Consider the following 18,468-nt stretch of genomic DNA (forward strand, 5'->3'; position numbering starts at 1 on the left):
AGGCTCAGGGGGCTCCGACATGCGGCGTAGCGTGAGGCGGCGTGGCGAACCGGCGCGAAAAAGTTTAAGTTGAGCGGAACAGACTCAACTTTGCCGACGTTGAACCAGTCGATACCGGAATTACCCCGAGGAGACCTGTGGACTCGTTCAATCCCACCACCAAGACCCAGGCGGCCCTGACGGCCGCCCTGCAGGCCGCGTCGGCGGCGGGCAACCCGGAGATCCGTCCGGCGCACTTGCTGGTGGCGTTGCTGGATCAGACCGATGGCATCGCCGCCCCGCTGCTCAAGGCCATCGGAGTCGACCCCGCGACAGTCGAGCGCGAAGCGGGCGACATCGTCGACCGGCTGCCGCGCGCCACCGGCGCGACGACCACACCCCAACTCGGCCGCGAGGCACTGGCCGCGATCACGGCCGCCCAGCGTCTGGCCACCGAACTCGGCGACGAATACGTCTCCACCGAGAACCTGCTGGTTGGTCTGGCCGACGGCGAGGGCGAGGTGGCCACGCTGCTGCGCAAGCACGGCGCCACCCCCGAGGCGTTGCGCGACGCCTTCACCACTGTGCGCGGCAGCGCCCGCGTCACCAACCCGGACCCCGAAGCCTCCTACCAGGCGCTCGAGAAGTACTCGACCGACCTCACCGAGGCCGCCCGCACCGGCAAACTCGACCCGGTGATCGGCCGCGACACCGAGATCCGCCGGGTGGTGCAGGTGCTGTCGCGGCGCACCAAGAACAACCCGGTGCTCATCGGCGAACCGGGCGTCGGCAAGACGGCCATCGTCGAAGGGCTCGCCAAGCGCATCGTCGACGGTGACGTGCCGGAGTCGTTGCGCGGCAAGAAGGTCGTCTCCCTCGACCTCGGTGCGATGGTCGCGGGCGCGAAGTATCGCGGTGAGTTCGAGGAGCGACTCAAGGCCGTGCTCGACGACATCAAGAACAGCGCGGGCGAGATCATCACCTTCATCGACGAGCTGCACACCATCGTCGGCGCGGGCAGCACCGGCGACTCGGCGATGGACGCGGGCAACATGATCAAACCGCTGCTCGCGCGCGGTGAGCTGCGGCTGGTCGGCGCGACGACGCTCGACGAGTACCGCAAGTACATCGAGAAGGACGCGGCGCTTGAACGCCGCTTCCAGCAGGTGCTGGTCGGGGAGCCGACGGTCGCCGACACCATCGGCATCCTGCGCGGCATCAAGGAACGCTACGAGGTGCACCACGGCGTGCGGATCACCGACTCCGCGCTGGTGGCGGCGGCGACGTTGTCGGACCGCTACATCACTTCGCGCTTCCTGCCCGACAAGGCGATCGACCTGATCGACGAGTCGGCGTCGCGGCTGCGCATGGAGATCGACTCGCGTCCGGTCGAAATCGATGAGGTCGAGCGCGCCGTGCGTCGTCTCGAGATCGAAGAGGTCGCGCTGGAGAAGGAAACCGACGAGGCGTCCAAGCAGCGCTTGGAAAAGCTGCGCCAGGAACTGGCCGACGACCGCGAGAAGCTCAACCAGCTCACCACCCGCTGGCAGAACGAGAAGAACGCCATCGACTCGGTGCGCGGGCTCAAAGAGGAGCTCGAGCGCCTGCGCGGCGAATCCGAACGCGCCGAACGCGACGGTGACCTCGGCAAGGCCGCCGAGCTGCGCTACGGCCGTATCCCGGCACTGGAGAAGGAACTCGCCGCGGCCGAGCAGGTCAGCGGTGCCGCCGCCAGCGGTGAGGTGATGCTCAACGAGGAGGTCACCCCGGACGACATCGCCGATGTGGTGTCGTCGTGGACCGGCGTGCCGGTGGGGCGGATGCTCGAAGGCGAGACCGCCAAGTTGCTGCGCATGGAGACCGAGCTCGGCGGGCGGGTCGTGGGCCAGGAAGAGGCCGTGCAGGCGGTGTCCGACGCGGTGCGGCGTTCGCGCGCCGGGGTGGCCGATCCGAACCGGCCGACGGGTTCGTTCATGTTCGTCGGGCCGACCGGTGTCGGTAAGACCGAGCTGGCCAAGTCGCTGGCGGAGTTCCTGTTCGCCGACGAACGCGCGATGGTCCGCATCGACATGAGCGAGTACAGCGAGAAGCACTCGGTGGCTCGCCTGGTCGGTGCGCCCCCCGGATACGTGGGGTACGACCAGGGTGGTCAGCTCACCGAGGCGGTGCGTAGGCGGCCGTATTCGGTGGTGCTGTTCGACGAGATCGAGAAGGCGCATCCGGATGTTTTCGACATCCTGCTGCAGGTGCTCGACGAGGGCAGGCTCACCGACAGCCAGGGCCGCACAGTCGATTTCCGCAACACCATCCTCATCCTCACCTCCAACCTCGGTGCCGGTGGCAGCCGGGAACAGGTGATGGACGCGGTGCGCCGCGCCTTCAAGCCGGAGTTCCTCAACCGGCTCGACGACGTGGTGATGTTCCACGCGCTCGACGCCAAACAACTGGAATCGATCGTCGACATCAACCTGCGTCAGCTGCAGAAGCGGTTGTCGCAGCGCAGGCTCACCCTCGATGTCACCGACGAGGCCAAGCAGTGGCTCGCCGTGCGCGGCTACGACCCGGCCTACGGCGCGCGCCCGTTGCGCAGACTGATCCAGCAGGCCATCGGCGACAGCCTGGCCAAGGAACTGCTCTCCGGCGCGGTCACCGACGGCGACACGGTTTCGGTGAGTGTGGACGACGCGGCCGACAAGCTGGTCGTCGGACGCGAGGTTGTCCACAGTTCATGATTTATCCACAGCCCGGTGCGTAGGACCCTCCCTACGCGCCGGGCTGACCTACGCTGGGAGTCATGACGAATCCGAACGATCCGTGGGGACAACGCCCGGAGGATTCGCCGACCGAACGGCTGGGTTCGCCAGGGAACGAAACCACACGGCCGTACGGCGGTGGGTTCGACGAGTGGGGACAACCGTCGAACCCCACCCAGGCACTGCCGCCGCACGATGCCCAATGGGGACCGTATGAAAGTGGTTATCCCGCAGCGCAACCCGCGCCCCAACCGGCCTACGGGCAGGGTTATCCGCCCGGTTACGGGCCGGGGGACCCCGCCGGTCATCCACCGCGTCCACAGGACGGCGACCAGCAGCAACCGCCGAAGAAGCACACGGGCCTGTGGATCGCCCTCGGCCTTGCCGTCGTCGCGCTCATCGCCTTCGGCGGCATCCTGGCCGGTCTGATGCTCACCGGTGGCGGCGGTTCCGACGACGACACCGCCGCCGCACCACCCACCACCCAGACCCTGCAACCACCGACCAGGCAAACCACCCCGACCGCGCCGCCGAGCGCGAGCGGCCTGCCCGGCTTACCCGGCCTCGGTGGCACCGAAGACCTCGGCGCCACCATGGGCAGCATCACCGCCAACACCGGCACCGAGATCACCATGAGCACGCTCGGCGGGTCGAGCGTGCGCGTGTTGATCGACGAGGCCACGCAGGTGATCTCGTTGAGCACCACGAAGGCGAGCGAACTTCCGGTCGGTGACATGGTTATGGTGCAGGGCGACAAGAACCCAGACGGGTCGATCCGCGCCAAGATCATCATCAGCACGGCGCTCCCGAGCGGCCCCCGATGAGCGACCCGCGCGTCGAATCCCCGGTGCTACCGGGCAATCACGGCGACGGCTGGATAGGCTAGGCGACGATGACGGCTATGTGGTTCGGCTTGGCGGCGATCGCACTCGTTGGTGCGGTCGTACTGCTGTATTTCGATCGGGTCCAGCGCCAGCGCACCGGGCACGCCCGCCAGGTGTGGGCGAAGTCCCAGGGCTACACCTATGTGTCGGTGGAGCCCGCCCTCGCCTCGACGTGGCGGCGTGGCGCGCTGGCCAAGCTCGGCTACCTGTCGGCGGTCGACGTGGTCTCCGGCATCCGCAAGGGCGAGAAGTTCGTGCTCTTCGACCTGGAGGACGCCGCGACCCTGGTGGCCGTGCGCCGCCAGATCGGCTCCGAGATCGACGTCGACATGCGGCTCAAGACCGCGTCGCCGCCCAAGGACCACGACCTGGAGCTGCTCGGCGCCATCGGTGACCGGGTCGTGTTCGCCACCGACCCCGATATCGCCCGCCACGCCGTCGACCAGCGGATGGTCGGGTTCATCGAATCCCTGTCCGACACCGTGCAGATGCTGTGGAGCGAGGGCAACTGGACCCTCGGCATGCTCCCGGTCGGCAGCGCCGCCAAGGATTGGGAGACCGCCATCGACGCGGTGCTTCGCCTGTCGGGCCTGCTGCACGTGCTGCCGCCGGTGGCCGAACCGAACGAATACACCCGTCCCCGTTCGGGTATGGGCGAACCGTCCGCGGAAGACTTCCGCGACGAGTACGACGACTACACTCCGGCCGCCCGCGTGCCCGATGCCGACGGCCGCGCCCGCTTCCCCGGCCCCGATGACGACGATGTCGACGACCACTACGGCCGCGCCGCCGAACCGCTGTTCCCGACGCCGCCCACCCCGGCCGCCGACGACGAGTACGACCGCCGTGCGCCCCGCAAACCGTCCTTCGCGGCGGACCCGGACTTCGATCCCGACCTCGACGACCCGGACTTCGAAGACCAGCCCGCCCCCGGCCGCCGCCCGCTCGGCGAACCGCCCAAGCGCCCGTCGCTGGCCGTCGTCCCGGAACCGCGTCCCCGGGTGGAGCCGCCGCGTCCGCGCGTCGAGGAACCGCGTCCGCGCACGGAGGAACCGCGCGACGACGACTCCGACCAGCCCGGCGGCCCCTTCCACCCAGGTTTCCGTCCCTACCAGGGGCCCGTCCCGAAGTGATCTTGGTGCCGTGACGCGGCATCCCCGTCGAGTGAGAATCGACCAGCTATGACCGATATCCCCGCGCGCCTGCCCGGTGCGTCCCGCCCCGTCGCCATGATCACCGGCCCGACCAGTGGCATCGGCCTCGGTTTCGCCCACCGCCTCGCCGCGCTCGGCTACGACCTGGTGCTCGTGGCCAGGAACGAGGTGCGGCTGCGCGCCCTCGCCGACGAACTCGGCCGCCGCTTCGCCACCTCCGCCGAGGTCCTCGTCGCCGACCTGGCCGATGACGACGACCGCGCCCGCGTCGCCGAACGGGCCGAGGCCGGTCTCCAATTCCTGGTCAACAACGCCGGTTTCGCGCACTCGGGGGAGTTCTGGACCCTCGAGCCCGCCGAGTTGCAGGCCCAACTCGACGTGAACGTGACCTCGGTCGTGCAGCTCACCCGGGCCGCACTGCCCGCCATGATCGCGGCAGCCAACGGCTCGATCGTCAACGTGGCGAGCGTGGCGGGTCTGGTGCCCGGCCGCGGGTCGACCTATTCGGCATCGAAGGCCTATGTCGTCGCCTTCACCGAGGGTCTCGCCGGTGGCCTGTCCGGCACCGGCGTGCGCATCCAGGCGCTGTGCCCCGGTTTCGTGCGCACCGAGTTCCACGAGCGCGCGGGTATCGAGATGAGCTCGGTGCCCGCACCGATGTGGCTCACGGTGGATCAGGTGGTCGACGGCTGCCTGCACGACCTGGAATCGGGCCGGATCATCAGCGTTCCCGGCTTGCAGTACAAGGTCATCACCACGGTGGCGGGCATGGTGCCGCGCACGCTCATCACGCGGCTCAATCGCGGCCTGTTCAACGCGCGCGGCCGGACCTAGGGCATGGCGTGGGCCCCGGCGGCGGCAGCGTAGCGTAATCGCGCAGGGCCCACGCAGATGACGAAAGGAAACCGGATGATCGACCAGGCACGTCAGGCGCTCACCGAAGCCGATCGCGACCAGTTGGCCGCGCTCGTGCGCGAGCTCGCGGTCGTGCACGGCAAGGTGACATTGTCCTCGGGCAAGGAGGCCGACTACTACGTCGACCTGCGCCGCGCGACGCTGCACCACCAGGCCGCCCCGCTGATCGGGTCGCTGCTGCGTGAGCTGGTCGCCGACTGGGACTTCGACGCCGTCGGCGGTCTCACCATGGGCGCCGATCCCGTCGCGATGGCCGTGATGCACGCACCCGGCCGCCCGATCGATGCGTTCGTCGTCCGCAAGGCCGCCAAGGCGCACGGTATGCAGCGTCAGATCGAGGGCCCCGACGTCGTCGGCAAACGGGTCCTGGTGGTCGAGGACACCACAACCACAGGCAACTCGCCGCTCACCGCTGTACGCGCGCTGCGTGACGCGGGCGCCATCGTGGTGGGTGTGGCCACCGTCGTGGACCGCGAAACGGGCGCTGACCAGGTGATCGCCGCCGAGGGGCTGGAATACCGGTCCATCCTCGGTCTCGACGACTTGGCTCTGAGTTAGCCTGAACGACAGAAAACTCGGACGGCGACGAAGCCGTTCGGCAGGTGAGAAGGACGTGTGAGTCACCCGTGGTGAGCATTGCAATCAACAAAGGTCGCGACAATGTCGCGATGCTCGGGATCGGTGCCTACCGCCCGCAGCGCATCGTCAGCAATGCCGAGGTGTGTGAGGTTCTCGACTCGACGCCCGATTGGATCTTCGAACGCACCGGCATCCACAACCGGCGCTGGATCAGCGGCGACGAGACCATCCGCTCGATCGCGGTGGCCGCCGGTGCGCGTGCGCTGAAGAACACGCCGGTCGACCCGACCAAGATCGGCGCGGTCATCCTGTGCACCTCGAGCTGGCTCAAGCTCACCCCGCACGGCGCGCCGTCGGTGGCCTTCGACCTCGGTCTCAACGGCGTCGCCGCGTTCGACCTCACCTCCGGCTGCGGCGGCTTCGGTTACGGCCTCGGTGTCGCCGCCGACCTGATCCGCGCCGGTTCGGCCGACTACGTGCTGGTGATCGGTGCCGAGACCATGACCGTCGGCCTCGACCCGACCGACCGCGGCACCGCGATGATCTTCGGCGACGGTGCGGGTGCCGTCGTCGTCGGCCCGGCCGAGGAGAACGGTATCTCCCCGACGGTGTGGGGCAGTGACGGCGAGAACGCCGAGGCCATCGCCCAGGATGTCGACTTCCTCGCCTACATGAACAAGGCCCAGGCCATGCAGGGCACCGATCCCGAGGTTGAGCCGATCGGGCGCATGTCGCTGCACATGGAGGGCCCCAAGGTCTTCCGGTGGGCCGCGGTCACCCTCCCGCGTGCCCTGTCGGCGGCGCTGGACGCCTCCGGTGTGGCCAAGGAGGACATCGAGGTGTTCATCCCGCACCAGGCCAATGCCCGCATCAACGAGCTGATGAAGAAGAACCTCGGCCTCGCCGAGAACATCCCGATGGCCAACGACATCGAGAACACCGGCAACACCTCGGCGGCCTCGATCCCGCTGGCCATGGAGGAGATGCTGGTGACCGGCAAGGCCAAGGGCGGTCAGCTGGCGCTGCTGCTCGGCTTCGGCGCGGGCCTGAGCTACGCGGGCCAGGTCGTCACCCTGCCGCCCGCCCCGAAGGAACCGAGCTTCTGACCATGCGTCCGTTGCGCGCGGGCTATCTCGCGGCGGCGGCGGTCACCGTTTTCGGTGCCGTCACCGGCCGCGAACGCCTCCAATGGGTCGCCAAGCCCCTGCTGATGCCGTTGCTCGCGGCCGATGCAATGACCGGCGGCGCCGTTGACCCGGCCGAGCGCCGGATCCTGCTCGGCTCGCTGGCCGCCGCCACCGTCGGCGACGTCCTGCTCATCGACCCCGACGACGACCGCCGCCTCATCGCGGGCGCGTCGTCGTTCGCGGTGATGCAGACGGGGTACTCGCTGCTGTGGTGGCGCCGCGGCGCCCGGCCTCGCCCCGAGATCGCCGCGCCACGCCTACTCGCCTGGGCGGGCGCGGCCGCGCTGCTCCGCACCAAGGCCCCGGGACTTGCTCTGCCGCTCACCGCCTACGGCGCGACCCTCGGTACCGCCGCTGTCCTCGCCTCGGACCCCGCCCTCGCTCCGGCTGCGAAAACCATTGCCGGACTGAACATTCCGAACCCGGACCCCCGCAGTCGCTACGGTGCGGGCGCCCTGTTGTTCACGGTCTCCGACGGCCTCATCGTCCTACGCCGCCTCTTCGCGAAGTCCGAAAGATCCCGCCGCCTCGCCGAAGGCGTCATCCTTGCCACCTACGCGGCTGCCCAGTACCACCTCACGGTCGCACCGCCTCAGGCCGCCGCAGCCGACCACAGGGCGCGCTGACCGTCTCGGCGGCGAAGACGTCATCCTCGCTACCTGCGCGGCGTCCCAGCACTACTTCACGGTCGCACCGCCGACCCGGGTCACAGCAGCCGACCACGGCGCCCGCCTACCGCCTCGGCGGCGACAGCAATGCGATCGGCAACAGGTAGGCACAGTGGGCCGCCTTGGGCCACAGGTACGCACAAGCCCGCGCCGACGACCGACGGCAAGCTTCCGACCTGGCCTACGCGCGTCGGCCCACAGGTCAGCTCACCGCGAGGAATGTCAGCACGGTAGCTCCGATCCGGATGATGTCACCATCGCCAAGCAAAGCCCCACTGTCGATGGGCAATTCGTTCACATACACCCCGTTGGCCGAATGCAGGTCCTTGATCAGCAGTCCGGCGCGGCTGGGCATGATGTGGGCGTGGTAGCGGCTGGCCTTCGGATCGTCGAGGACCAGTTCGTTGTCGGTCATCCGCCCGATGCGCAAGCCGCCGTGCGGAATCGGGATGGTCCGGCCGTCGACGAAGCGCAGGTTGCCGTTGCGGATCGAGCGCGGCACCTCGGTGACGGTCTCCGTCATCGCCGCGGCGACCTGCTCGGATCGTTTGAAGGCCTGCACATTCAGCGGTTCCTGGCGAAGAACACGCTGCTCGAGTTCGATCAGCGCCGCGCCCGGATCGATGCCGAGCTCCTCGGCGAGGACGGTGCGCACCCGGCGGCACGCCTCGAGCGCGTCGGCCTGGCGACCGGACAGGTACAGCGCGGTGATGAGCTGACCCCACAGCGGTTCACGCAGCGGATTCTCGTTGGTCATGGTGACCAACTCGCCGATCACCGAAGACGAACGCCCACAGGCGATTTCGGCATCGATGCGGGCCGAGGCGGCGAGCAGTCGCTCCTCGTTCATCGCGGTGGCGAAACCGTCGGCGAACTGCAGCCCGGCCAGATCGGCCAACGCGCGGCCGGACCACTCGCGCAGTGCCGCGCCGAACAGGTTGGCCGCACCGGGATGGTCACCGGCGTCGAGGCAACGCGTTCCGGCCTCGCGCGCGTTCTCGAATCGGCCGAGATCGCATGCGGTGTCGGGGATTTCGAGCCGATACCCGGCGCCCTCGGTGCGCAACACCTGCGCGGAATCGATGCCCGCGTTGCGCAACGCCTTGCGGATATTGGAGACGAACACCTGCAGACTGGCCGCGTAGGAGTCGGGCGGATCCTCGTTCCACACCATCTCGGCGAGCACAGCCGACGACACCGCACGCCGCCGGTTGACGGTGAGCGCGGCAAGCAGCGCGCGCGGCTTGGGCCCGCCGACCGCCACCGGCTCACCGCCGACGAGCAGTCGAACGGGCCCGAGCACACGGACATCAAGACTCATGAGCTCGGGCCGTTCGATACGTGAATCAGGAACCGCTGACGGAACGACCGGCGGACTTGAGGTCGTTGCACGCCTCGAGCACGCGCGCGGCCATCGAGGCCTCGGCCTTCTTCAGGTAGCTGCGCGGGTCGTAGGTCTTCTTGTTGCCGACCTCGCCGTCGATCTTGAGCACACCGTCGTAGTTGGTGAACATGTGCCCGGCGACGGGGCGGGTGAAGGCGTACTGGGTGTCGGTGTCGACGTTCATCTTCACCACGCCGTAGCGCAGGGAGTCCTCGATCTCGGACTTCAGCGAGCCCGAACCGCCGTGGAAGACGAAGTCGAACGGCTGTGCGTCGGCGTCGAGACCGAGCTTGGCGGCCGCGACGCGCTGGCCCTCGGCCAGCACCTCGGGCTTGAGCACCACGTTGCCCGGCTTGTACACACCGTGCACGTTGCCGAAGGTGGCGGCGAGCAGGTACTTGCCGTTCTCGCCCGCGCCGAGCGCGTCGATGGTCTTCTCGAAGTCCTCGGGCGAGGTGTAGAGCTTGTCGTTGATCTCGGCCTCGACACCGTCCTCCTCACCACCGACGACGCCGATCTCGACCTCGAGGATGATGTTGGCGGCCTTCGAGAGCTTGAGCAGCTCCTTGGCGATCTCGAGGTTCTCGTCGATCGGGATGGCCGAGCCGTCCCACATGTGCGACTGGAACAGCGGGTTCTGACCGTTGTTCACGCGCTCCTGGGAGATGGCGAGCAGCGGACGCACGTAGGTGTCCAGCTTGTCCTTGGGGCAGTGGTCGGTGTGCAGCGCGATCGTCACGTCGTAGCGGGCGGCGACCACGTGCGCGAACTCGGCCAGCGCCACCGCACCGGTGACCATGTCCTTCACACCCTGGCCCGAGGCGAACTCGGCGCCACCGGTGGAGAACTGGATGATGCCGTCGCTCCCGGCCTCCGCGAAGCCCTTGATGGCGGCGTTGATCGTCTCCGACGAAGTGCAGTTGATAGCCGGGAATGCGAACGAGTGCGCCTTGGCCCGGCCGAGCATCTCGGCGTAGACCTCCGGAGTCGCGATAGGCACAGCAGTGACCTCCGTCTGTGGGGAGCAAAAAACCAATTCTGTCAGGCCACACCCTAGGTTAGGAAGTGATCGAGGAGTTCACCGGCTGGTTTCCTCCTCCTCGCCCACACCCATTCACTTCACAGCCGCGACCGGTACTGTGGGCCCCGTGACTTTGCTGGCGGTTTCCGATGTGATGACGCACAACCTCGCGTTGACCCAGTTGCTGGACCCGATGTATCTGCTCCAGGACACCTGGCTGAAGAACGCGGTGCTACCCGCCATCCTGGCGATTGTCTTCATCGAGACCGGCCTGCTGTTCCCGTTGCTGCCCGGTGACTCGCTGCTGTTCACCGGTGGCATGCTGGCCGCCCAGGGCAGCCCGAACATCTGGGTGCTCGTCCCGCTGGTGATCGCGACCGCCTTCGCGGGTGACCAGTGCGCGTATTGGATCGGACGAAAAATCGGGCCAGCGATCTTCCGCAAGGAAGACAGCCGCTTCTTCAAGAAGCAGTACATCGTGGAGACCCACGAGTTCTTCGAGAAGCACGGTCCGAAGACGATCATCCTGGCCAGGTTCGTGCCGATCGTGCGCACGTTCATGCCGGTGCTCGCTGGTGTGTCGAAGATGAGCTACCGCAAGTACGTGGCGTTCGACATCGTCGGCGCGGTGCTGTGGGGCGGCGGCGTCACGGTGATCGGCTACTTCCTCGGCAATGTGCCCTTCATTCGCGACCATGTGGAAGCGATCTTCCTGCTGATCGTGTTCGTCTCGATCCTGCCCGCCATCATCACCGTCGGTAAGAAGGTGCTCGAACGCCGCGCTGTCCCCGTGGTGCCCGCCGAGCCCGCCGAACTGGCCGTCTCGACGAACAAGACGCTCTGATCGACGTGACAGCGGGACCAACCACCTACGCCGCCGGTAGCTTCGAACCGCTGGTCTCGGCCGGGCCCGCGGTGGTCTGCACGGTCGTGCTGGTGTTCGTGTTCCTGGAATGCGCGTTCATCATCGGGCTCTTCCTGCCCGGCGATTCGATGCTGATCACCGCGGGCATCGTGCTCGCCTCGCACGCCAACGGCGAAGCCCAGGTCTGGGGATTGTCGGTCGGCACGATGCTGGCGGCGATCGCCGGGAACCAGGTCGGGTATCTGGTCGGGCAACGCACCGGGCATCGCCTGGTCGCGCGCAAGAACGGCCGCTATATCAATGCCGAGAACCTGGCCAAGGTCACCCATCTGCTGGAACGGCACGGGTTCTTCGCGGTGATGATCGCGCGCTGGATCCCGTGGGTGCGCACGCTGTGTCCGATGGTCGCGGGCGCGGCCGGGATGGATCACCGCAAGTACACCATCGCCAGCACCATCGGCGCGATCATCTGGGCACCGGTGCTGCTGCTCATCGGCTATTACGCCGGTGAGTTCCTCGAGCGGGTGTCGTGGTTGATGCCCGCCGTGATCGGCACCCTCGTCGCCGGACTCGTGATCGGCACCGTGATCGGCATCCGGCACTACCGGCAGGAGATGGCCAAACCGGTCGAGGACTACGAAGTCGAGTGCGAGGCCGGGGTCGGGGAACGCTAGAGGCCCGCGGCGGTCACCTGGTACGCGGCTTCCATCAGCATCCAGCCCGACAGCTGCACCGACAGATCGCGTTCGGGCACCACCGACGCGGTCACCGAACCGCCCGGGGTGAACTTGCCCGCGCCCGCCGAACCGCCGGGCAAGCGGGCCGGTTTGCTCCAGTCGTAGCCGAACAGCGGTTCGCCCTCGACCTCGAGCCGGTTCGACCAGGCGGCGGTCGCCGAGGACTTCACGATGGCGGCGGCGATGCGGCGCGCGGTCTCGGGGCGTTTGCCCTCACCCGGCAGCATCAGCGCGACGACGGCCAGGTAGCGGGCGAGGATGCCGTTGAACAGGCCGCCGTCGCCCCCGCCGCCGCCGGAGATCACCAGCCGGTGGGTCATGTGTTCTTCGACGGCCGCGACCAGGTCCACGGCGCGGTCGATGTGGCGGTCGTCGTCGGTGTGCACGGCCAGCTCGGCTTCCAGGCCGAGCACCACACCCTGGCAGTAGCTGAACGTCGGCCGTTCGATCTCGCCCGAGGGCAGGTGGATGCCGTCGAGAACGAGACCGGTCTCGGGGTCGCGCAGCGTGTCGTGCAGCCAGTCGGCCATCTGCTGTGCGCGTTCGACGCGACCCAACCGCAGCAGTGCGATGCCCGCCGGACCGTTCGCCGGGGCGTTGTAGAAGTCGGACTTGACCCGCCACGGGATGCCGCCGCCGACCCCCGGGTTCCACGCACTGTAGAGCTGCTGCTCCAGCGCGAGCAGACCGCCGCGCGCCGCGCTGAGTTCCTGGGTGCGTTCGGCGCGTTCGAGCGCGATGGCGAGCCAGGCCATGTCGTCGTAGTAGCGGTTGGTCCAGCCGGTGATGTTGCGCATGCGATGCGAGCGGGCGATGGCGGCGATGCGTCGGCGGCGGGCGGGCGTCGGCACCCGGTTCGCGGCGTCGATCGCGCAGTCGAGCAGGTGCGCCTGCCACCAGTAGTGCCAGCTGAGGAACAGGCGTTCGCGTCGGGTCGGCGGCCAGCCGACGACACCCAACTCCGTTCCGGGACAACTCCACAGGGCCCGCAGGTGGCGCGAGATGATGGCCGATTCGGCCATGTCGGCGCGTTCGGACCACAGCGCAGGGGTCGGGACGGATCCGGTATCAGTCGGCTGCGGGCGCCGCCCCCCACGCGAGGTCATGGGGTCCATGTTGCCAGGTCGGTGCGTGTGCGGGGCAAGGAATTTGTGGTCTGTGGTGACCGGTGTGGCGAGGCACACCTGAAGTGACGCGCGGGATTCAGGTGATCGGCCAGGCCAGCGACAGGTCCGCGTGCTGGCGGATCCACGCGTGCATGGCGATGCCCGCCGCGACACCCGCGTTGATACTGCGGGTGGAACCGAACTGGGAGATCGAAACCGTGAGGGCGGCAGCATCTTTCGCATCAGCGCTGACGCCGGGGCCTTCCTGGCCGAACAGCAACAGGCACTCGCGTGGCAGCTCGGCGGTTTCCAGCGGTACCGAGCCGGGCACGTTGTCGACGGCCACGACGGTGAGTCCTTCACGGGCGGCGTAGTCGCGCAGCTCGGTCAGATCGGCGTGATGGACCAGGTGCTGGTAGCGGTCGGTCACCATGGCGCCGCGCCGATTCCAGCGACGTTTGCCGACGATGTGCACCGCGGCCGCGGCGAAGGCGTTCGCGGTGCGCACCACCGTACCGATGTTCGCGTCGTGGCCGAAGTTCTCGATGGCCACATGGAACGGGAAGCGACGAGCGTCGATGTCGGCGACGATCGCCTCGCGCGTCCAGTACCGGTAGGCGTCGACCACATTGCGCCGGTCGCCCTCGGCCAGCAGCACCGGGTCGTAGCGCTCGTCGGTGGGAACAGGTGTGCCGTACTCCTGCTCCCACGGGCCGACGCCGTGCGGATGCTCACCCCACTCGGTCGGGCCCGCGACATCGGCCTCTGGTTCGATCACCCGCAGGATGTTAGCTGTACCGGATACCGGACCGTGGCGACGGCTGGTAAGCCTACTGTCGGGGGAGCTCATCGTTGTGTGCGTACCGGGCGGACGTATCCGATGTGAGGCCGTCCCCCCAGAAACAGTAGACGGCAGTGGCGACTATCGCCGGGCACACGGCCAGCGCGATGCCATCCCTGACCCTCCAGGGCAAATCTAGCTCGGTGTCGAAACTCAAATATGCGCTTACCGCGCCGACAATCACAGAGGCTGCCATCGCTAACGACCCTACTTCCATTCTGGCACGTGGTGGAGGGCTTCTGTTGATCCGCGGCAGCACGAGAGGGGCGAATAGTGCGCTGATCGCGGTGATGAGTGCGGCGACCAAAAGAGTCAAACTCTTGACTGGGTCTATGCCAAGTGAAACCTGATAAGCAAACGCGGACGAAAGTAGTGTCACAGCGATCCACTTGATGATCGGTTGTGTCCAGGTTCTACCTTCTGCGGGGCCGGTCAGGTTCTGACTGACAGCCCATACGGTCCCAGCTCCGACGCCGACCAGGCCCGTTGTCCACCAATCTACCTGGCCTGCAAACATTGCCGAATATCCTGAACAGCTAACTATGCAGCCCAAGAAAAATACAGTGCGAGATTGCAGCACTCGAGTTATCCATGAAGTGGACAGCGCCGCTGATAGGAATACCGCCCACACTACCACAGAGTAGAACTGCCAGTAACTAAAGGTCACCAAGGCGATCGAAGCGAGCGCGGCGCCGACGTAGCTGAGCCCTGATGCCAACCAGGCGCGATCCGGCTGCCTTCTGGATTCGGTCGCAGGCCGTAATTCTTGGCTGCTATCTTGAGTGACCTGCTCTGTCGCAGCCGGTTTCGATATCGCGTGGGCGGCGCTTTCTCCGTCCAAAATATGGCTGACGTTCAGTGATCTCTCGCTGAGGCCGAACAGGCTCAGGTTACCCGCAGAATCAATGCTGCGTCGTCGGGGAACGGGATATCCGCCCGATCGTAGGGTCCGGACAGTCTCTACATAGAGAGTGTCGAGGCTGATTCGTGGAGTTCGAGCGGCCTCGAGTAAGGCGGCAGTAAACGCGGTGTTATGGTGGCCTGATGGGGCCATGGATATTTCGTTTGCGCCCGAGGAGACGATTGTGTATGTTCCCCGGATGTCGGTCTGTCCGGCAATCAACTCGCTGTCATGAGTCATTGCATCGAGGGCCCTTCCGGAGAAGCAGCAATCTAGTATCAATACCCTTGCGCGAGCACCGGATTCGCGAATGTCTTCTCTGATATTCGAAAACGGAACCGATGTCCAGCGGACCTGATCGGGATCAGTTCCGGCCAAGGCTAGGTGCAGGCGACCGCGACGATCGAGAAAGCCGTGTCCGGAATAGTAGACCAACAAAATATCGGTGGCCTCCCTCGATGCGCGCGATATCGCCATCCCGACTTGAGCCTCGCGATGGGGGTCGGTGACGATCTCGCAATTTCTCTTAATGAAAGCTCCGCCACTTTTTGCTGTAAGCGAAGCCTGTAGGTCTATAATATTATTTGCCACAGCTGGGATCGCGTGGACGCCTGGGTGGCTATAATTTGCGACGCCGATGAGCACAGCACGAGATCCGCTACGGTCCGGATTCATATTCAGAGGCTCGAATCCGGCTCGCCGATCAACTCTTTGATTTCCTGAAGCAACTCGGGAGCTTTGATCCGATGAGCATCGACCGTGATTGAGCAGCCATCGCCGCGCTGAAGGGTGATGCACATATCTGACCGTCGGTGAGTGAACCACACCGTGAGTGATCGCACCAGTGCCGACGCAACTCCGCCCGCGCCCGCCGCAATGATCAGCACGTCGAATAGATTGCCCATCTGATCGGGCTGCGTTCGGGGAGTTGGAAGATCGACACGACCGGATAGCGCATCGTCATGACGGAACAAATCCAGCAGTAGAAACAGATCATCCTGATTGCCGTCGGTATGAAGCGTTAGCTGGGGGTTGCTACTCAGCATATTTCTATCCTTCCAAAAGGATGGTGTTCTCGTGCCGTCAGTATTGCTACGTTGCAAATGTTCTCTGTTGCCACTTCTTTCTGATCGGATCGATCGAATTCCGTTTGAAGCGCTCATGTGCTCCCGATGAACCAGTTCGTGGGCGACGGGCCAGTAGCGGGCAACTCTGGCCAACTGATTGAGCTCGGTATCCAGATCGCTGGTAGGCGGCAACTCCGCTGGAAGCTGGTCGGCTGAGGGAAGTCCGAACCGGCGGGCGAGACGGGCGCGGGCCAGGTGTGTCGCGAATCCGAGTATCGCAGGACCGCGGTGTCCCGCCATGTCGCGAGGGCGATCGAGCAGATCAGGTGCGAACACCACCCCACCAGCGACCCGAGGAGGACGCAATAGAGGATCCGCTCCGCCCGCGTCTGTCGCTGTCGTAGGCGGCCGACGCACAAGCGAAAGGCCGCATAGCCGGACCACAGCGTCATCGGCGCGAGGCAGCACCAGTAGCCCGCCGACGCCGAACCCGGCTCGGTGAGGACCGAAGCCGAATCGGGCTGCACCGCCACGAAATAGGTTGCGGCGAAGACGGACCCGAGACAGCTCAGCGCGAGCGCCCGCACCGGGATCGGCCTGCGGGATGCGTGCCACACCATCAGCAACAACCCCGCCGTTGCCGCGACGTGCGACATGGCGGCGGTTGTCCCGCAGATCGGCACGAGTACGGCAGCCCACCACGCGGTGGTGGTGAGGTCGGCCGTCGCGAACGAGAACGCCATCGATCGAATCACCGACGCACTCAGCAGCACCGTGATCGCACGATCGAGCGGATCGGTGTCCGACGACCACAACCGGACGACGACAACGACTACTCCGAAGACGATGCTGCCTACGACCAGCGGATGCACACGAGTTCCGATTCTTCGGCCGTCGCGAGCGCATGGCAGGCGGCGAGCGCTCGACTGCCGGTCATAAGGCGGCAGCCAGGCGCGGGACGACGGACTCGATGGCGATGCGATCGGAGGAATCGGTCCAGTTCTGAAACGCCTGGACGACGGCGGGATCGTCGATGACGGCGATGCGAGCCGAGCCGGATTCGTATCCCGAAGGGAGGCCGCGTAGTCCGCGCAGGCCGCCGTTGCCCGCCGCGCTGTCGGTACGGAGCACGATCATGAGATCCACTGTGCCTTGAAAGCTGTTGTAGCGATCGAGTTTCCGTGGGGAGGACTCATCGCTTCTCGCGTTGTACTCGGCCGGGATCACGAACCCGAGCTCACGCAGGAACTGGGCCTGGTCGCTGGGCTCGAGTACTGCGGAGAGTTCGGTGTCGCCGTAGTTGTAGACGGCGACGGACTTTCCCGCGAACTGTGGGTGGGCCTGGCGGACATCGGCCATTGATGTGGTGGCCGGTGGGCTCGCGGTCGCTGCTTGTCCCGGTTCGCGAGTCCATACCGAGGTGGCGACAGCGACAACGATCAGCGCGGCCGCGCAGACGGTGGCGACAAGGCGCCGACGGGCCGATCGTGCTCGGCTCGTCACCGCGGATCGACGTACCGCGTCGACTTCTCCGGCGTTCGTGGACTCGCGAAAGTACGGGCCGATCGTGCAGGTCACCGATGGTGCTCCGCCGCTGAGCACGGTGGTGACATCGTCGATGAAGTGCAGGCAGGTCGGGTAGCGATCGTCGCGATCTTTGGCGAGCACGGTCGCGAACACCGCGTCGAGGTGGCTTGGTAGTTCGGGCCGGAGCGCGGTGACCTTCGGTGGGGGCTCGTGCAGGTGCCCCAGGAGCACGCCCGCCGGAGTGGCGGCGGGAAACGGGTTCGCACCGGTGAGCATTTTGTAGAGCGAACAGCCGAGGCTGTAGAGATCGGAACGTCCGTCCAGCCGGTCCAGCAGCAGTTGTTCGGGTGAGGCGTAGGCCAGTGTGGCGACGAATGTGCCTGTCTCGGTGAGGCTTCGGTCGTTCTCCATCAGCTTTGCCACGCCGAAGTCGGTGAGCAGGGCACGGGGGTGGGCGGTGTCGGTGCGACCGAGGAGGAAGTTCGCTGGTTTGACGTCGCGATGGAGCAGGCCGGCGCCGTGGGCGTGATCGAGAGCAGTGCCCATCTGGGTGGCGATGTGCAGGGCGCGGTCGGTCGACATGGCCCCGCGCTCCAGTTCGGCGGCCGCATCGGAGCCGTCGACGTATTGCATCGCGATCCACAGCAGGCCGCGCTGCTCGCCACGGCTGTGCACGGTGACGATATTGGGATGGTCCAGTCCCGCGATGAATTCCGCCTCCCGTTCGAATCGGGCTCGGAACTCGGTATCGGAGGAGAATTCGGACTTGAGCACCTTCACCGCGTCGTAGCGAGGCAGGCTCGGATGCTTGGCCAGATAGACCGTTCCCATCCCGCCGTGGCCGAGCTGGCGAGTGATCTGGTATCCGCCGATGACGGATCCGGGGTACAGCGTCATCCT

General features: G+C 66.6%; 17 protein-coding genes. 9 read left to right on the plus strand and 8 right to left on the minus strand.

Annotated elements, in window-relative coordinates; genetic code table 11:
- Positions 1-137: 137 nt before the first annotated feature.
- The 7 genes from clpB (at position 138) to NC7_RS03695 (ending at position 8,077) form a co-directional block, all read left to right on the plus strand.
- On the plus strand, positions 138-2,711 hold the full coding sequence (gene clpB, locus NC7_RS03665) for an ATP-dependent chaperone ClpB (protein WP_067978736.1): 2,574 nt from the start codon (positions 138-140) through the stop codon (positions 2,709-2,711).
- Positions 2,712-2,773: 62 nt separating this feature from the next.
- On the plus strand, positions 2,774-3,556 hold the full coding sequence (locus NC7_RS03670; RefSeq protein WP_067978739.1) for a DUF5666 domain-containing protein: 783 nt from the start codon (positions 2,774-2,776) through the stop codon (positions 3,554-3,556).
- 68 nt (positions 3,557-3,624) lie between these two features.
- Complete coding sequence (locus NC7_RS03675; RefSeq protein ID WP_236573138.1) at positions 3,625-4,749, plus strand: TtfA family protein; 1,125 nt, start codon at positions 3,625-3,627, stop codon at positions 4,747-4,749.
- A 48-nt stretch (positions 4,750-4,797) separates the two neighbouring features.
- Positions 4,798-5,604 carry an SDR family NAD(P)-dependent oxidoreductase gene (locus NC7_RS03680; protein WP_067978744.1) on the plus strand — a complete coding sequence of 269 codons (807 nt, stop codon included), beginning with the start codon at positions 4,798-4,800 and terminating at the stop codon, positions 5,602-5,604.
- A gap of 75 nt (positions 5,605-5,679) precedes the next feature.
- Complete coding sequence (gene pyrE / locus NC7_RS03685; RefSeq protein ID WP_067978746.1) at positions 5,680-6,243, plus strand: orotate phosphoribosyltransferase; 564 nt, start codon at positions 5,680-5,682, stop codon at positions 6,241-6,243.
- 68 nt (positions 6,244-6,311) lie between these two features.
- Positions 6,312-7,370: a beta-ketoacyl-ACP synthase 3 gene (locus NC7_RS03690; protein WP_067978750.1), complete on the plus strand. Its 1,059-nt coding sequence runs from the start codon at positions 6,312-6,314 to the stop codon at positions 7,368-7,370.
- A gap of 2 nt (positions 7,371-7,372) precedes the next feature.
- Positions 7,373-8,077: a lysoplasmalogenase family protein gene (locus NC7_RS03695; RefSeq protein ID WP_067978753.1), complete on the plus strand. Its 705-nt coding sequence runs from the start codon at positions 7,373-7,375 to the stop codon at positions 8,075-8,077.
- Between the two features lie 244 nt (positions 8,078-8,321).
- On the opposite strand, the gene NC7_RS03700 is transcribed toward NC7_RS03695, so the two are convergent.
- The gene (locus tag NC7_RS03700) at positions 8,322-9,440 is read right to left on the minus strand and encodes a BTAD domain-containing putative transcriptional regulator (protein ID WP_067978756.1); all 1,119 of its coding nucleotides are present in this window, start codon (positions 9,438-9,440) and stop codon (positions 8,322-8,324) included.
- Between the two features lie 25 nt (positions 9,441-9,465).
- The gene (gene fbaA / locus NC7_RS03705; protein ID WP_067978759.1) at positions 9,466-10,503 is read right to left on the minus strand and encodes a class II fructose-bisphosphate aldolase; all 1,038 of its coding nucleotides are present in this window, start codon (positions 10,501-10,503) and stop codon (positions 9,466-9,468) included.
- A gap of 172 nt (positions 10,504-10,675) precedes the next feature.
- On the opposite strand from fbaA, the gene NC7_RS03710 reads away from it, so the two are divergent.
- Positions 10,676-11,368, plus strand: a complete 693-nt coding sequence (locus NC7_RS03710) for a DedA family protein (protein ID WP_373861220.1) — start codon at positions 10,676-10,678, stop codon at positions 11,366-11,368.
- Positions 11,369-11,373: 5 nt separating this feature from the next.
- On the plus strand, positions 11,374-12,063 hold the full coding sequence (locus NC7_RS03715) for a DedA family protein (RefSeq protein ID WP_067978764.1): 690 nt from the start codon (positions 11,374-11,376) through the stop codon (positions 12,061-12,063).
- Here the strand turns inward: NC7_RS03715 and NC7_RS03720 are convergent.
- The 6 genes from NC7_RS03720 to NC7_RS03745 all read right to left on the minus strand — a co-directional run bounded on the left by NC7_RS03720 (position 12,060) and on the right by NC7_RS03745 (position 18,465).
- Positions 12,060-13,148: a glycoside hydrolase family 76 protein gene (locus tag NC7_RS03720; protein ID WP_067978766.1), complete on the minus strand. Its 1,089-nt coding sequence runs from the start codon at positions 13,146-13,148 to the stop codon at positions 12,060-12,062. The genes NC7_RS03715 and NC7_RS03720 overlap by 4 nt on opposite strands.
- A 181-nt stretch (positions 13,149-13,329) precedes the next feature.
- Complete coding sequence (locus NC7_RS03725; protein ID WP_236573137.1) at positions 13,330-14,010, minus strand: TrmH family RNA methyltransferase; 681 nt, start codon at positions 14,008-14,010, stop codon at positions 13,330-13,332.
- 52 nt (positions 14,011-14,062) lie between these two features.
- The gene (locus NC7_RS28315; protein WP_084457906.1) at positions 14,063-15,649 is read right to left on the minus strand and encodes a caspase family protein; all 1,587 of its coding nucleotides are present in this window, start codon (positions 15,647-15,649) and stop codon (positions 14,063-14,065) included.
- Positions 15,650-15,651: 2 nt separating this feature from the next.
- Positions 15,652-16,020: an effector-associated constant component EACC1 gene (locus NC7_RS28925; RefSeq protein ID WP_157101828.1), complete on the minus strand. Its 369-nt coding sequence runs from the start codon at positions 16,018-16,020 to the stop codon at positions 15,652-15,654.
- A 113-nt stretch (positions 16,021-16,133) separates the two neighbouring features.
- A complete protein-coding gene (locus NC7_RS03740) occupies positions 16,134-16,913 on the minus strand; it encodes a hypothetical protein (protein WP_067978773.1) in 780 nt (259 codons plus the stop codon).
- Positions 16,914-16,974: 61 nt separating this feature from the next.
- Entirely contained in the window at positions 16,975-18,465 is a 1,491-nt protein-coding gene (locus tag NC7_RS03745) for a serine/threonine-protein kinase (protein WP_067978776.1), read from the minus strand.
- Positions 18,466-18,468: the final 3 nt, after the last annotated feature.

The sequence above is a fragment of the Nocardia caishijiensis NBRC 108228 genome (genome assembly GCF_001612825.1).
Lineage (GTDB): Bacteria > Actinomycetota > Actinomycetes > Mycobacteriales > Mycobacteriaceae > Nocardia > Nocardia caishijiensis.

Coding starts and splice junctions, on each gene's coding strand:
- NC7_RS28925 (WP_157101828.1), bottom strand. CDS start 16,020: ATGCTGAGTAGCAACCCCCAGCTAACGCTTCATACCGACGGCAATCAG.
- NC7_RS03670 (WP_067978739.1), top strand. CDS start 2,774: ATGACGAATCCGAACGATCCGTGGGGACAACGCCCGGAGGATTCGCCG.
- NC7_RS28315 (WP_084457906.1), bottom strand. CDS start 15,649: ATGAATCCGGACCGTAGCGGATCTCGTGCTGTGCTCATCGGCGTCGCA.
- NC7_RS03700 (WP_067978756.1), bottom strand. CDS start 9,440: ATGAGTCTTGATGTCCGTGTGCTCGGGCCCGTTCGACTGCTCGTCGGC.
- pyrE (WP_067978746.1), top strand. CDS start 5,680: ATGATCGACCAGGCACGTCAGGCGCTCACCGAAGCCGATCGCGACCAG.
- NC7_RS03675 (WP_236573138.1), top strand. CDS start 3,625: ATGACGGCTATGTGGTTCGGCTTGGCGGCGATCGCACTCGTTGGTGCG.
- NC7_RS03720 (WP_067978766.1), bottom strand. CDS start 13,148: ATGGCCGAATCGGCCATCATCTCGCGCCACCTGCGGGCCCTGTGGAGT.
- NC7_RS03745 (WP_067978776.1), bottom strand. CDS start 18,465: ATGACGCTGTACCCCGGATCCGTCATCGGCGGATACCAGATCACTCGC.
- NC7_RS03695 (WP_067978753.1), top strand. CDS start 7,373: ATGCGTCCGTTGCGCGCGGGCTATCTCGCGGCGGCGGCGGTCACCGTT.
- NC7_RS03680 (WP_067978744.1), top strand. CDS start 4,798: ATGACCGATATCCCCGCGCGCCTGCCCGGTGCGTCCCGCCCCGTCGCC.